Raw genomic sequence first — 13436 nt, 5'->3', positions numbered from 1 at the left:
TTATGTCCAACTTTTGGGGTGCAGTTCATTGTCCCTCCCCTTTTTTATTGTATCGTTATGCAAACTCCGCTTCCGGTTCTCAATATGCGCCCCGCCCATCCCCGGCCGTCGTCTCGCTCCAATGCAGGGCGCGGGGAAACAGGCGGTATCATTTTTGCGGCGACGGATGAAAAACAAAACCGCAATGCCATGGAAAGAATTGTAGAATTTCCGACCGACCGCACCGTCATCTCCACCGAAAACAACGGGTTCGCAGGCGACGAACGCGACGAAACCCTGATCGACGAAAATCTCGTGGAAACCGAGATCCCGCTGGCGGACAGGATCCCGGGTGCCGTCCGGGAGACCGAAGAGGGCGACAGGCCGATCTATGACGAAGAAGGGCACCGGAACGATCCGGGCGGGGAGTAAAACGGAGCCGGCGAAGCCCCAGCCTTTATTGCGGGCGGATCGACGAAAGCCGCGCCACCTGCTTGAGGTCGAACTCGCCGTAGATGTTCACCACAACGGTTTCCTTCGCACCGTAGGTAATCATCACCAGCTCTGACTTGACCGACAGGGCCGTTTCCCGGATATAGAACTTCGTGGTCTGCCCGTCCTCCGTACCGGAGGTGACGGGCTGGAATTTCCGGTCGGCGGCGACGGCGGCCTCGGCATCGCGCACCAGCATCCCGCTGTCCCCGCCTTTGAGAGCAATGATACGGATATACTCAATGTCCTTCAGTAATACGGCAAGTCCTTTATCCCCCCTTTGCGCGGCCTGACGGCTCATCATCTGCATCATCTTCTGCTCCAGCAGCACGCTGGTAAATCCTTCGGAGGCATCGTACCGCCGGAAGAAATTGTCCACGGAGCTGCTCTGCGCCGATACAGACCGCGGCAGGAAGAGGCAAAGGGCAAATATCAATAACAATCGTTTCATGGATTCCGTGATTATAATTACATGAGCAGCGAAATGCCGAAACTCAGCGTATGGCACTCGGGGCCGCCCCCCTTCTTGAAAAGGGGCGTCACACCGTAACGGACGAAACCCCCGACACCGCTATAGGAAACCGAACCGCCCACACCGAACTGATATGTCCGCAATCCCGAAAGCTCGTACTGCACCTTCGGCTTTTTATGCAGTGAAGTCAGCTCGATCCCGAAGTCGGAATACGCGATGGCCGACACCTGAAAATTCCTGAAAGGCTTGTAAATAAGCCTCAGAGGAATACCGAGCGACGAAGTGACGAACTTCGATTTGTCGGCCGGTTCGTCCAGCGCCACGGGCAGGAGGCGTCCATGTTCGTACCCAAGGCGGATTTGCGCATCGGAAAGCCGGTAATTATCCACGGCAAAATTCAAATCTGTGGCAAAATAGAGTGTACGGTTGCGGTTCAGAGCAACCTGCACCTGTAAAACCGAGGCTGCGACATGGATCGAACTCCCCAGCTTCTGGTCGAGAAAACCCTTCTCTTCGGGGGCATAACCGTCGTAATCGACCCCAACCAGTTGCGAGAACCCGAATTCACCACAGTTGAACAGATAGAGTTTCACACGCCCCGACCGGGTCACCACATCGGCGTACTCCGGTTCCGGGGCACGCCCCAGTGTAATCCCGAACCCGGCCACCTCGAGTATGACATTGCCCTCGCGGTCTGCTCCGCGCAGTGCCATCAGGTCGTTGCCCACCGTATCGATCCTCCGCAACGTATCGAGCCCCAGTGAATCGCGGTTCATCGCCATAACGGGCCGTTCGCAGGTTCCTCCCCGCTGCACACGGAGTTCACCTTCGGTCTGCGCCGATACCAGCCAAGGCAAAAGCAGAATAAGTGCCAATAATAATCTTTTCATAGCCATTCCGTTTCAGGTTTTACAGCGAGAGCGAATAGGCAAACCCGAACGAGACCGTATGGCAGTCGGGGCCGGCATCGTGCTTGAACAGCGGCGTGATACCGTAACGGGCATAAAGGCCGAACCCGCGGTATGCGACCGACGCACCCAGGCCGAACTGGTATGCCCGGAATCCGGACAAACTGTGCTTCTCCTTCGGTTTTTTATAGATGGCATCCGCCCCCAGCATGAAATCGGAATAGGCGACGGCCGTGATCCGGAGGCGTTTCACAGGCTCGTAGATCAACCGCACGGGAATACCGAGCGAGGAGGTGACCGCCTTCGACTTGTCGGCCGGTTCGTCCAGAGCTACCGGCACGAGGCGTCCGCCGATGTTGCCAAGGGTGATTCCCGAATCGGCAAGGCGAATGTTGTCGAGCGTGTATTGCAGGCCGAGGCCGAGGCTGAGCGTCCGGCTCCGGTTCAGCGACAGGCATATCTGCATGACCGAAAAACTGAAATGAAACGACGGGCCGAGTCGCTGGTCGAGGAACCCCGCCTCACCGGGGGCATAGCCGGAGTAATCGACCCCGGTCAACTGCGTGAAACCGAACTCCATATCGCTGAGCAGGTTGAGCCAAACCCGGGGCGATTTCACCTCCATCTTCTGCATCGGGGTATGCCCCAGCCGGAGGCCGAAGCCGGCGACTTCGAGCACCATGCTGCCGTCGCGTCCCCCGTCGCGCAGGGTCACCAGGCCGTTGTCGACCGTGTCGATACGCCGCAGCGTGTCGATACCCAGCGAGTCGCGGTCGACGGTTTCGATGGTCACGGGTTTCCCGTCGGCACGGCGGAAACGAACCGAGTCGGCGTTCTGCGCCGCAACGGGTGAAAAGGCCAGGAGCAATACCCCCGCAAAAACAAACAGTTTCTTCATGACATATCATTTTAATCGTTCACAATCAATTCTTCGACCAGATGCTCAGGGTCGGCGAACTCGGAAAAACCCTGCAAATAGACCGTCGTCCGCATGGCGACGTCCTTGTCGTAGACCGCTTGCCCGTCGATGTAACAATAGGGGCGGCGCATGTACTCCACGCACAGAAAAAGGCCGAGCGCCACGACGGCCGCTGCCGCGATCCCGCACAGGCGCAGGAACCTCCGCTTCCTGCCGGGTCTATGCCCGAAGGCCTGCACCCGCTCGGGCAGGCATTCCCCGGCAAGTCCGTCCATGCCGCAGAACATCGCCCGGGCATAGCGCAAACCGGGATCCGTTTCCCCCTCCCGGAAATAAGCCTTCAGTTCCTGCTCTTCGGCATCGGTCGTCCGCGCCTCGAAATAGCGCTCCAACAACTTCTCAATCCGTTCTTTCCGCTCTTTCATCGTCCATCATTTTTTTCAGTATTCCCCTCAGTGCATTGCGGGCGCGGGAGAGGATCACGCGCACCTGGGCTTCGTCGCAAGCCACCATGCCGGCAATCTCACGGGTCGGATAACCCTCGATGTCCTTCAGGTACAACACCTCGCGCTGCCGCCCGGGCAACTCCGCCATCGCACGGCGCACCAGGTCACGCGCTTCCCACCCTTCGGCATCCCCCGTCGTCGCACGCTCCGCCCATCCTGCCACAGCATTGTTGCGGCGCCCGTCCGCCCGCCGCCGGCGCAGGCAATCGTAACAACGGTTGCGCACGGCTGCCATCACGAAGGAAGCGATGTCACGGCAACCGTCGAGCCGCCCCCGCTCCGTCCACAACCGCTCCAGCAGGTCGTGCGTCACGTCCTCGGCCTCGTCGGCGCAAAGCAGCAGGCTTTGTGCATAACGGAACATACGGTCGCGGAGCGGCACAACGTAACGGGTGAATTCGAATTCCTTCATTGTATTTGTAAGACGAAGCAGCCGGGCAAAACGCAACACCGGATCGGTAAATATCGTAATTTTTTCCTCAATAGAAGCCTTTCCGATCCCATGCCGGAGCTCCTATAATATAGGTATGGCAAAAAAATGCAGATTTTTTGAAGAAATTTAGTACTTTGTATTGCATAATACTAAAATATGTATTATATTTGCAATACCAAAGTAGTAGTAAACCGGAAATATTAACCCTAAAATACCTCTACGACTATGAAAGAGACAGTAAACGTAAATATCGGCTCGCAGGCTTTCACCCTCGACGAAGATGCTTACCGTGTACTCAGGAGTTATCTTGACGACATACGCAGCCGCCTGCCCGAATACGACACCGAAACCATGGGCGACATCGAGGTACGCATTGCCGAGATATTCCGCGAGATCGTCTCCTCTCCGATGCGCGTCATCACCCTCGACACGGTGCGCACGGCGATGCATCGAATGGGGGCACCCTCGGACTTCGGCGAGCGCCGCGGCAACACCGCCCGGCAGGAGGACGAGGAAGCCGAGCCGGAAACCCGCAAGCTCTACCGCTCGCGCACCGACCGCTCGATCGCCGGCATCTGCGGAGGGCTGGCCGACTTCTTCCATGTAGATGCTACGGTCATGCGGCTCCTCATGCTGTTCCTGATAATCTTCGGCGGGCTTTCGATCTGGGCTTACATCATCCTCTGGATCATCATCCCCGAACAACCCGCCCCGAAATTCAATATTAACCGTAAAAACCGATAAAACCATGGCAACGGACAAAACAAAAAAACTGTACCGGGTACGCGACGGCATCATCGCTGGCGTCTGCGGCGGACTGGCCGACTTCTTCGGGCTCGACCCGTCGCTCATACGCATCGCAACTCTCATCCTCATACTCTTCGGCGGGCTTTCGCTCTGGGTATACATCATCCTCTGGCTGATCGTACCGAAGGCTCCGAAGCGATTAACCGAATAAAGCATTATGGCTGAAGACAACGTAAAAGCGCAGATGCGCAAGGGAATCCTGGAGTATTGCATCCTCGCCATCCTTTCCCGCGAAGATTCGTATGCTCCGAAGATCATCGCCGAACTCAAAGAGGCCGAGATGATCGTGGTCGAGGGTACGCTGTACCCGATCCTCACACGGCAGAAAAATTCGGGGCTCCTGACTTACCGTTGGGAAGAATCCCCGCAGGGGCCGCCCCGCAAATACTACACGCTGACCGACAAGGGGCGTGAATATCTTAAAACGCTCGACGAAGCCTGGGACGAACTCGTAGGCCAGATACAGGTCATTCGCCACGGAAAATAAAAAATCAACCCTTAAATAATTACAACCATGAAAAGAATACTTTTGATCGCAGTCCTGCTGGGCACCATGATCACCGCCACCACATATTTCGTCTGCATCGCAGCCCCGTCGGTACTCTTCGGCAAGGGCATCAAAGGCAGCGGCAACATCGTCACGCGCACCATCGACGCCCCGGATTTCGACCGTGTGGATGCGGCACGCGCCGTGAAGGTCGTCATCACCGGCAAGGCGACCGGCAAAATCACGATCGAAGCCGACGACAACATTATGGAATACGTAGTGGTGGAGGCCAAGGGCGGACGCCTGACGGCGACCATCGACAAGTCGGTCAACAACGTATCGAACGCCGACGTGACCGTCACCGTCCCAGCCAACGGGCGCATCCGCGCACTCGACGCATCGAGCGCCGCACGAATCACGAGCGACGTCACGCTGACGGCCGACAAATTCTCGATCGACGCATCGAGTGCCGCCAGAATCGACGCGGCCGTGAAATCGACCTCCTGCACAGTGGCCGCATCGAGCGCCTCGAACATCGACGCCGCCATCGAAACCGGCTCCTGCACGGTAGGGGCATCGAGCGCTTCGAAGATCACCCTGAAGGGCTCCGCCGACAAATGCAGCATCGACATGAGCTCGGCCGCAAAACTTTCGGCCGCCGAATTCACGGTCGCCGACTGCAGCGTCGACACCTCGAGCGCTGCCAAAGCTACGGTCAACTGCACGGACAAACTCCGCGCCGAGGCTTCGAGCGGCAGTTCGATCCGTTACACGGGCGACTGCCAGACCAGCATCAGCAAATCGAGCGGCGGCAGCGTAAGCAGGAAATAATCCCCCAACGGCACAACTATGAAAGAGGTTAAAAAATGCAGCATATCGGGCGTAGCGTTCACGATGGACGCCGATGCCTACCAGGAGCTGGAGAACTATCTCGACAGTCTGAAAAAGACCTACAAGGATACGCCCGACGGAGCCGAGATCGTCGCCGACATCGAAGCCCGCATAGCCGAGCTGATCCTCACAACGCAGGACAACACCCGCGTGGTCGAGAAACCCCTGATCCTGAATATCATCCACCAGATGGGCTCGGTCGAGGACATCTCCGAGGAGAGTTCGGACAAAAAAGCCCCCGAAGAGCCGCGTATCCCGCGCCGCCTCTACCGCGACACGGAGAACGCCAAGCTGGGCGGCGTATGCGCCGGCATCGGCAAGTACTTCGACGTCGATCCCGTATGGATCCGGCTGGGCATGTTCCTGCCGATCCTGCTGAGCTTCCTGCACTGGATTCCGTTCATGGACTGGACGGGATCGATGATGGGCAACCTGTTCGGCATCTTCGTCATCTGCTACGTTATCATGTGGTTCGCCGTACCGGCGGCACGCACGGCACGCCAGAAGCTCGAAATGAACGGCGAAAAAATCACCGCACAGTCGATCCGCGAGACCACCGAAGCCACCGCGGGCTGCGATCCCGACGTCAGGGCCAAGCCGATCGTGGCGGAGGCCGTCTCGGTCTTCGGCAAGGTGGTGCTGATCCTGCTCAAGCTTTTCGCGGGGCTGCTCGTATTCGGGCTTATCATGGGGGCCTGCGCCCTGATTATCGGGCTGTTCGCCCTGGTCGTGGGCGGCGGAGGCATACTCTCGCCTTTCTTCCCGCTGGGCATGACGCTGTGGGTACCTATTCTCGGCATATTTATTGTACTGATTCCCGTCATACTGCTCATTTATGTACTGATGTGCCTCATCGCTTCGCGCAAGCCCGGAGGCACGACCGTGCTGGTCATCTTCCTGCTGTGGCTCGCAAGTTTCATCGCATGCGCCTGCATTGCCATCCGCGAGGATGTGGGCGACCGGTTCCGCGCCAAGCGTAACGTGATCGAACAGGTGCTCAACACCGAAGTGGTGATCGACAACGACACGACGACGGTACAAAAGCTGCTCAAGGAGTACGAAAGCCAGAACGTCATCGAAGACGGCCACAAGACGCTGCACATCAGCATCCCGAACAAATCGATCGACATTACGATCGACAAAGACAAGGCCGGGCTGGAAGTAAAGGCCGACGGCAAACGGGTGAAGGTTGGGAAAAGCCGCAAGGCTTCGGCAGAAGAGGCCGGACAGAGCACGCAGGCAGCCGCAGAGGCGGACGCAGACACTGCTGCGCAGGAGCAGCAGACCGAATAAGGCCACAGGCGTTAGGTAAAATAAAAAGTTTTTTCGGAACGCAGGGCGCACCCACGGGTAGCGCCCTCGTTTTTTTGAAAAATTTAAAATAATTACTACCTTTGAGGGATTTTGTGTTTAAACGAAAAACTATGGCTGGCAGCAAATGCATCGGCATTCTCACATCGGGAGGCGACGCCCCCGGCATGAATGCGGCAATACGTGCGGTAACCCGCAGCGCAATCTATAACGGCTTTACGGTAAAGGGTATCATGCGCGGATACAAAGGTCTCGTATACAACGAGATCGTAGAGTTCAAGTCCCAGAGCGTGAGCAACATCATCCAACTGGGCGGCACGATCCTCAAAACGGCGCGCAGCCAGGAGTTCACCACGGCCGAAGGACGTAAGGCGGCTTACGACAACATGGTCGCAGCCGGCATCAACGCGCTGGTGGTCATCGGCGGCGACGGCTCGCTGACAGGCGCAGGGATTTTCGCGCAGGAGTACAACGTGCCCATCGTCGGGCTTCCCGGGACGATCGACAACGACCTCGGGGGTACGGACTCGACGATCGGCTACGACACGGCGCTGAACACGATCGTGGAGGCGGTCGACAAACTGCGCGATACGGCATCGAGCCACGAGCGACTCTTCTTCGTCGAGGTCATGGGACATACGGCGGGTTACCTGGCGCTGAACAGCGCCATCGCCACGGGTTCCGAAGCGGCTATCATCCCCGAAATGGACACCGAGGTCGACCAGCTGGCCGAACTCATCAACCACGGCTTCCGCAAGAGCAAGAACTCGGCGATCGTCATCGTGGCAGAGAACCCCAAGACGGGCGGCGCCACGGCACTGGCCGAACGTGTCAAGAAGGAGTTCCCGCAGTACGACGCCCGCGTCACGATCCTGGGGCATATCCAGCGCGGCGGGTCACCGACGGCCGTAGACCGCATCCTCGCCTCGCGGATGGGCGAAGCAGCCATCGAGGCGTTCCTCGACGAACAGCGCAACGTGATGATCGGCATCCAGAACGGCAAGATCGCCTACGTCCCCTTCGCCAAGGCGACCATGCACAACAAGGGCATCGACCGCAATTCGCTCGATCTGGTAAAGATACTCTCCATATAATTTCACAACAGACAACCCCGAACTTACCGAATGAAACGTGTTATCGGAATCGGCAATGCCCTGACGGACATGCTGGTCAACCTGGAATCAGACTCCGTGCTGGGTCGCTTCAAACTCGCCAAAGGCTCGATGAGCCTCGTGGATACCAAACTGCAGACCGAAATCTCGAAATCCGTGGCAGGACTGCCCTACTCGCTCTCGCTCGGCGGTTCGGCCGGCAACACCATCCGCGCCATGGCCAAACTGGGCTGCCAGGTCGGGTTCATCGGCAAGGTCGGACAGGATACGACGGGCGACTTCTTCGTCCAGGCACTCGAAAACCTGGGCGTGGAACCCGTAATCTTCCGTGGCTCGAAACGTTCGGGCAAGTGCGTGTCGCTCATCTCGCCCGACGGCGAGCGGACAATGGTCACCTACCTCGGCGCGGCACTCGAACTGACCGCCGCGGAGATCGACCCGGCGATCTTCGACGGGTACGACTGCCTCTATATCGAAGGTTACATCGTCCAAGACCACGACCTGATCCGCAAGGCTGCCCGCACGGCCAAGGAGTGCGGACTGAAGGTCGCCATCGACCTGGCCAGTTTCAACATCGTGGCCGAAAACCTCGAATTCCTGCGTAACCTCGTCAGGGACTATGTCGACATCGTTTTCGCCAACGAGGACGAAGCCAAGACCTTCGCCTGCGAGGCGGAGCCGCTGAACGCCCTGCAATGCATCTCGGAGATGTGCGAACTGGCCGTGGTGAAGATCGGCATCAAGGGCGCCATGATCAAGCACGGCGACGAAGTGGTGCATGTCGGCATCCTGGCTGCGGCAAAACGCGTCGACACGACGGGCGCCGGGGATTTCTACGCCGCGGGGTTCCTCGCAGGGCTTTGCGAGAACCTCTCGCTGCGCCAGTGCGGCACGATCGGCGCCATCACGGCGGGCAAAGTCATCGAAGTCGTCGGGACTACCTTCGGCGAAGAGGCCTGGGAGGACATCTCGCGCCTGGTGAACAAGGTCAGGAACGAGAAATACCTGTTCTGACCCGGAAAATTGGAATAAAGAAAGCGGCCCGTAAGGCCGCTTTCTTTATTCCAAAGGCAGGAACCGACCGGCAACACCGGTAAAATCGGAATTTATTGTTATTTTTACGACACAAAACACCGGCGGCATGGACAAAATATGGACTTCGGCCAAAGTCAAAATCAGGAACCGGCTGGACTTTATCCATTACGGCCAGCGAATCGGCTACATCAATATCGTCGCGATCGTCATAGACCTCGCCATTTTGCTCTATTCGGCCATCGACTACCAAACGCTGATGCAAACCGGCAACCTGTTCCTTTTCCTGTTCCTGGTCTTTACGACCCTTATCTGGCAGACGATCTGTTTCGTAAAGGATTTCTACGCCTACACGCGTAAGACGGAGTATTACAACCTCCACGACATCTATCGGCACAAGACTCCGGAGGCAGCCGACGAGTTGGATGAGATTTATACCGCCGCCCCGATCGCCTTCCCGGGCACCGTATTGCGGCACAGCGACAACATAGACCGCTTATTGCAAGCAGACCGCCCCATCCATGCGATACTATGCACCGACAAGGAAAAGCGGGTATTGAAATACATAAAGAATTACCGGGACATCCTGCTGCCGTTCCTCAACGGCAAGTGGCACGAAATGAAGAACAGGAACGGCAGTTTTTACAACGAGCGCAAACTGTGCATGGCATCCGAATTCGGGGAAAGCGGCGGAGAATGGTACGTCCGGGTATGCAAAGGCTGTTACTACAACTCCTACCTGACGAACGTAATCTATACGAAAAAACTCTCCCACCAAAGCGGTTGGGGCATGACCCCTCCCGCGAACATCGCCAACTACCCGGTACGCCGGCTCGAAAAATCGGTCATGAGCGACCACATCGGCATTTCGACGCTGGCCGTCACAACCGACGGATATGTCATTATCCTCCACCAGAACGACAAGGCCCTCACTTCGACAGACCGCCTGACTCCTTCGGGATCGGGATCGGTCGACTTCAGCGATTTGCGTCCGGACTCCGATTTCAGGGAGACGCTGAAAGCCGCAGCCGAGAGGGAGCTGCGCGAAGAAACCAACCTCCCCGCAGGCCGGATCGGACACACGGAGGTCATCGGCTTTTACCGCGACCTGGGGCGCGGCGGGAAACCCGAGTTCTGCTGCCTGACCCGGCTAAACGCCAGCTCGTTCGAAATAGCCGAACTGGAACCCAGCTGCGAGGAACAGCGGGACGATTTCGAAACCTACCAGATACTGGGGGAAACGGGAGAATTGGACGGAAAAGATTTCGGGCGGTTTTCGGACATGGCGCTCAACCTCTCGCCCGGATGCGAAGAAGAGCACCCCTCATTGGCGCTCTACATGTGCTACATCATGCTTTGCCGCTATTTCGGCAAGGAAATCCCCGTACGCAATTAAAGCACAGCTCAATGGCCGGCACGGGAGAAAAGCCCCCGGCTGATCTCGTAACGCATACGAATCAGCCACAATGATTTACGGGGGGACATCGTCAGCGAAAGCAACAGCGTAGCCGCCCATTTCATACATTCCAGCACAACGGCCTTCGGATAACGGCGGTAGATGCCCGCCCGCAGGCGCTGGCTCACGCCGACGTTGTAGCAAAGGCGGCGGAAATAGTCCTCGGTAAGTTTTCCGGGCGGGATAATATGCCACATGACGGCATCGGGGACATACCAGCATGTCTCGCCGCCGCGCATCATGCGTTCGAAGAAATCGTTTTCCTCGCCACCGACCAGCATCCCTCCCACACGCCCCAGCGAAGGGTCGAACCCGCCGTATCGGACGGTTGCGGAGCGGCGGAAAGCCATGTTGCCTCCCCCGGGAACACGTCCGGCAGGAAAAGGCCGTACGGCATGGCCGAAATCCATCGGGTTGGCGACAGGCAGTTCGGTATATTTCGACATCCACGCCGGACGTCCCGAGACATACTCGGCAATGATGCGCCCCCCGGCCACGACGGCATCGGGATGTGCGTCGAAGAATTCGGCATACGCCCGGATAAACCCCGCATTGATACGTTCGTCGTCGTCGATGAAGGCCATGTAGGGCGCCGAAGTTTCCGCGATCCCCCGGTTGCGGGCATAGGAAACCCCCGGGCCGGTCTCGGTCACCATGCGCAGGTTGAGCGCCGGATACCGTGCCGCGAAGGCCGCGAACCGGGCGGGCGTATCGTCCGTCGAATTGTTGTTCACCACCACGCACTCCCACTCCCCGGCGGGCATGTCCTGCCGCACGACGGATTCGAGCGCCGCGAGAAGCTGTCTGGCACGATTATGCGTCGGGATTATGAGCGAGAGGCGGATCATCGTGCGAATGTAGCAATTTATCCGTAAAAAACCGTTATATTTGCACAAATTATAAGCGATACGACTATGCACAATCTGTTTCGTACCCTTTTGCTGCCCATAGCGGCCATGTTTGCCGTGACGGCGGTCTCGGCGCAAAACGTAAGCTGGAAAAGCACCGTGGAGCACCTCGACGGCGACATGTACCGGATCGTACTCGAAGCCTCGATCCCCGCGCCTTACCATATGTATGACATGGGGCCCTATGAAGGCGGGCCCAATGCCACGACGATCACCTTCACCGCGGGTGCCGGGGCTACGCTCGAGGGCGGCGTAGAGCAACTCTCCACTCCCGAGCGCCACTACGACAAGACCTTCGAGATGGAGATCGGCACCTTTGCCGGCAAGGCGCTATTCGCCCAGCGGGTGAAGCTCGCGGCCGAAAAGGCCGCCGTCACGGCCCAGCTGGAGTGGATGATCTGCGACGACACGAGCTGCATGCCGCCCGAGGATACGGAAATGACGATCGACCTGACGGCACAGGCCGGCGCAGCGACGGCATCGGCCGCCACGCCGCAGGATACGGCCCCAGCGGGAACTGCGGACAAGGCCGCCCTTGCGAAAGCCCCGGACAATGCCGACGGAGGCTCGGCACAGGCCGCAGCGGAACCTGCGCAGAAAGACGCCGCAGGCGGAGGCTCGCTGTGGGCGTTGATCATCGAGGCGATCCTGTGGGGTTTTGCAGCTTTGCTGACCCCCTGCGTATTCCCCATGGTGCCGATGACCGTATCGTTCTTCATGAAAAGCTCCGGCAGCCCCGCGATGGGACGTTTCCGCGCCGGCATGTACGGGTTCTTCATCGTCGCGCTCTACACGCTGCCGATAGCCGCAATCATCGTCATCACACGCATCGTCGGGGGCGATGCCGTGACGGCCGACATCTTCAACTGGCTGGCGACACACTGGCTGCCCAATATCCTTTTCTTCCTCGTATTCATGGTATTCGCCGCATCGTTCTTCGGAGCGTTCGAGATCACCATGCCTTCGTGGATGGTCAACAAAACCGACAGCAAAGCCGACTCGAAAGGCCTGGCCGGCATCTTCTTCATGGCCCTGACCCTCGTGCTGGTATCCTTCTCCTGCACGGGCCCGATCGTAGGTTCGGTGCTTATCAAATCGACGTCGGGCGAATTCTGGAGCCCGATCGTCACCATGCTGGCGTTTTCCGTCGCCTTCGCGCTTCCCTTCACCGTCTTCGCCTTCTTCCCGTCGATGCTCAAGAAGCTGCCCAAAAGCGGCGGATGGCTCAACTCGGTGAAGGTCGTGCTGGGATTCATCGAGGTGGCGCTCGGCATGAAGTTCCTCTCGGTCGCCGACCAGACCTACCACTGGGGGCTGCTCGACCGCGAGATATACCTCGCCGTATGGATCGTGACCTTCTCGCTCCTGGGGCTCTATCTGCTGGGGAAAATCAAATTCGCGCACGACAGCGATACGCCCTACCTGGGCGTAGGACGCCTGGCACTGGCCATCGTCACCTTCTCGTTCGTCGTATACCTGATCCCCGGCATGTGGGGCGCCCCGCTCAAAGGCCTCTCGGGCTACCTGCCGCCGCTGCATACGCAGGATTTCGTGATCGGGAAGGAAGCGCCGACCGCTTCGGGCGGAGAAACGCGCATGCTGCTGACCGTCGAGGGACAGAAACCCAAGCACAGCGATTTCCTGCACCTGCCCCACGGCCTCGAAGGATTCTTCGACCTGAAAGAAGCCGAGGCCTATGCCGCAAAGGTCGGCAAACCGCTCT

The 13436-nt window shown here is 58.4% G+C and carries 16 protein-coding genes; 10 read left to right on the top strand and 6 right to left on the bottom strand.

Annotated features, from left to right (window positions below):
• Positions 1 to 189 precede the first annotated feature (189 nt).
• Positions 190 to 411: a hypothetical protein gene (locus QVP03_RS00915; RefSeq protein ID WP_022331811.1), complete on the top strand. Its 222-nt coding sequence runs from the start codon at positions 190 to 192 to the stop codon at positions 409 to 411.
• Between the two features lie 25 nt (positions 412 to 436).
• On the opposite strand, the gene QVP03_RS00910 is transcribed toward QVP03_RS00915, so the two are convergent.
• From QVP03_RS00910 to QVP03_RS00890, 5 genes are read right to left on the bottom strand one after another with little or no spacing between them, the layout of a single operon-like run.
• Positions 437 to 922 (bottom strand): DUF4252 domain-containing protein, encoded by a 486-nt coding sequence (locus tag QVP03_RS00910; RefSeq protein WP_022331810.1) that lies wholly within the window; start codon positions 920 to 922, stop codon positions 437 to 439.
• Positions 923 to 939: 17 nt separating this feature from the next.
• A complete protein-coding gene (locus QVP03_RS00905) occupies positions 940 to 1833 on the bottom strand; it encodes a hypothetical protein (protein ID WP_288210579.1) in 894 nt (297 codons plus the stop codon).
• A gap of 19 nt (positions 1834 to 1852) precedes the next feature.
• The gene (locus tag QVP03_RS00900) at positions 1853 to 2749 is read right to left on the bottom strand and encodes a hypothetical protein (protein WP_022331808.1); all 897 of its coding nucleotides are present in this window, start codon (positions 2747 to 2749) and stop codon (positions 1853 to 1855) included.
• Between the two features lie 11 nt (positions 2750 to 2760).
• On the bottom strand, positions 2761 to 3195 hold the full coding sequence (locus QVP03_RS00895; RefSeq protein ID WP_022331807.1) for a hypothetical protein: 435 nt from the start codon (positions 3193 to 3195) through the stop codon (positions 2761 to 2763).
• Complete coding sequence (locus tag QVP03_RS00890) at positions 3170 to 3688, bottom strand: RNA polymerase sigma factor (RefSeq protein WP_022331806.1); 519 nt, start codon at positions 3686 to 3688, stop codon at positions 3170 to 3172. The genes QVP03_RS00895 and QVP03_RS00890 overlap by 26 nt, the downstream gene beginning before the upstream one ends.
• A gap of 246 nt (positions 3689 to 3934) precedes the next feature.
• On the opposite strand from QVP03_RS00890, the gene QVP03_RS00885 reads away from it, so the two are divergent.
• The 8 genes from QVP03_RS00885 (at position 3935) to QVP03_RS00850 (ending at position 10745) form a co-directional block, all read left to right on the top strand.
• A complete protein-coding gene (locus QVP03_RS00885) occupies positions 3935 to 4453 on the top strand; it encodes a PspC domain-containing protein (protein ID WP_022331805.1) in 519 nt (172 codons plus the stop codon).
• Between the two features lie 4 nt (positions 4454 to 4457).
• Complete coding sequence (locus tag QVP03_RS00880; RefSeq protein ID WP_018696608.1) at positions 4458 to 4667, top strand: PspC domain-containing protein; 210 nt, start codon at positions 4458 to 4460, stop codon at positions 4665 to 4667.
• Positions 4668 to 4673: 6 nt separating this feature from the next.
• Positions 4674 to 5003: a PadR family transcriptional regulator gene (locus tag QVP03_RS00875; RefSeq protein ID WP_022331804.1), complete on the top strand. Its 330-nt coding sequence runs from the start codon at positions 4674 to 4676 to the stop codon at positions 5001 to 5003.
• Between the two features lie 27 nt (positions 5004 to 5030).
• Complete coding sequence (locus QVP03_RS00870) at positions 5031 to 5834, top strand: head GIN domain-containing protein (RefSeq protein WP_022331803.1); 804 nt, start codon at positions 5031 to 5033, stop codon at positions 5832 to 5834.
• 18 nt (positions 5835 to 5852) lie between these two features.
• Complete coding sequence (locus tag QVP03_RS00865) at positions 5853 to 7187, top strand: PspC domain-containing protein (protein WP_022331802.1); 1335 nt, start codon at positions 5853 to 5855, stop codon at positions 7185 to 7187.
• Positions 7188 to 7318: 131 nt separating this feature from the next.
• The gene (gene pfkA / locus QVP03_RS00860) at positions 7319 to 8299 is read left to right on the top strand and encodes a 6-phosphofructokinase (protein WP_022331801.1); all 981 of its coding nucleotides are present in this window, start codon (positions 7319 to 7321) and stop codon (positions 8297 to 8299) included.
• Positions 8300 to 8329: 30 nt separating this feature from the next.
• Positions 8330 to 9331, top strand: coding sequence for an adenosine kinase (locus QVP03_RS00855; protein WP_022331800.1), 1002 nt, complete (start codon positions 8330 to 8332; stop codon positions 9329 to 9331).
• Positions 9332 to 9458: 127 nt separating this feature from the next.
• Positions 9459 to 10745 (top strand): NUDIX hydrolase, encoded by a 1287-nt coding sequence (locus QVP03_RS00850; protein WP_022331799.1) that lies wholly within the window; start codon positions 9459 to 9461, stop codon positions 10743 to 10745.
• Positions 10746 to 10753: 8 nt separating this feature from the next.
• Here QVP03_RS00850 and QVP03_RS00845 read toward each other — a convergent pair whose 3' ends face one another.
• Positions 10754 to 11653, bottom strand: a complete 900-nt coding sequence (locus QVP03_RS00845; RefSeq protein ID WP_022331798.1) for a glycosyltransferase family 2 protein — start codon at positions 11651 to 11653, stop codon at positions 10754 to 10756.
• A 66-nt stretch (positions 11654 to 11719) separates the two neighbouring features.
• Here QVP03_RS00845 and QVP03_RS00840 point away from each other — a divergent pair.
• Positions 11720 to 13436: protein-disulfide reductase DsbD family protein (locus QVP03_RS00840; RefSeq protein ID WP_288210578.1), on the top strand; the 1717-nt coding region annotated here is incomplete at its 3' end.

The organism is Alistipes sp. CAG:29, assembly GCF_000435435.1.
Classification (GTDB): domain Bacteria; phylum Bacteroidota; class Bacteroidia; order Bacteroidales; family Rikenellaceae; genus Alistipes; species Alistipes onderdonkii.
Note: the sequence above shows the minus strand (reverse complement) of the source record. Positions and strands in the feature narration are given on the sequence as shown.

Excerpts from the sequence above, each read along its gene's own strand:
- QVP03_RS00915 (WP_022331811.1), top strand. The coding sequence starts at position 190 with ATGGAAAGAATTGTAGAATTTCCGACCGACCGCACCGTCATCTCCACC.
- QVP03_RS00910 (WP_022331810.1), bottom strand. The coding sequence starts at position 922 with ATGAAACGATTGTTATTGATATTTGCCCTTTGCCTCTTCCTGCCGCGG.
- QVP03_RS00905 (WP_288210579.1), bottom strand. The coding sequence starts at position 1,833 with ATGAAAAGATTATTATTGGCACTTATTCTGCTTTTGCCTTGGCTGGTA.
- QVP03_RS00900 (WP_022331808.1), bottom strand. The coding sequence starts at position 2,749 with ATGAAGAAACTGTTTGTTTTTGCGGGGGTATTGCTCCTGGCCTTTTCA.
- QVP03_RS00895 (WP_022331807.1), bottom strand. The coding sequence starts at position 3,195 with ATGAAAGAGCGGAAAGAACGGATTGAGAAGTTGTTGGAGCGCTATTTC.
- QVP03_RS00890 (WP_022331806.1), bottom strand. The coding sequence starts at position 3,688 with ATGAAGGAATTCGAATTCACCCGTTACGTTGTGCCGCTCCGCGACCGT.
- QVP03_RS00885 (WP_022331805.1), top strand. The coding sequence starts at position 3,935 with ATGAAAGAGACAGTAAACGTAAATATCGGCTCGCAGGCTTTCACCCTC.
- QVP03_RS00880 (WP_018696608.1), top strand. The coding sequence starts at position 4,458 with ATGGCAACGGACAAAACAAAAAAACTGTACCGGGTACGCGACGGCATC.
- QVP03_RS00875 (WP_022331804.1), top strand. The coding sequence starts at position 4,674 with ATGGCTGAAGACAACGTAAAAGCGCAGATGCGCAAGGGAATCCTGGAG.
- QVP03_RS00870 (WP_022331803.1), top strand. The coding sequence starts at position 5,031 with ATGAAAAGAATACTTTTGATCGCAGTCCTGCTGGGCACCATGATCACC.
- QVP03_RS00865 (WP_022331802.1), top strand. The coding sequence starts at position 5,853 with ATGAAAGAGGTTAAAAAATGCAGCATATCGGGCGTAGCGTTCACGATG.
- pfkA (WP_022331801.1), top strand. The coding sequence starts at position 7,319 with ATGGCTGGCAGCAAATGCATCGGCATTCTCACATCGGGAGGCGACGCC.
- QVP03_RS00855 (WP_022331800.1), top strand. The coding sequence starts at position 8,330 with ATGAAACGTGTTATCGGAATCGGCAATGCCCTGACGGACATGCTGGTC.
- QVP03_RS00850 (WP_022331799.1), top strand. The coding sequence starts at position 9,459 with ATGGACAAAATATGGACTTCGGCCAAAGTCAAAATCAGGAACCGGCTG.
- QVP03_RS00845 (WP_022331798.1), bottom strand. The coding sequence starts at position 11,653 with ATGATCCGCCTCTCGCTCATAATCCCGACGCATAATCGTGCCAGACAG.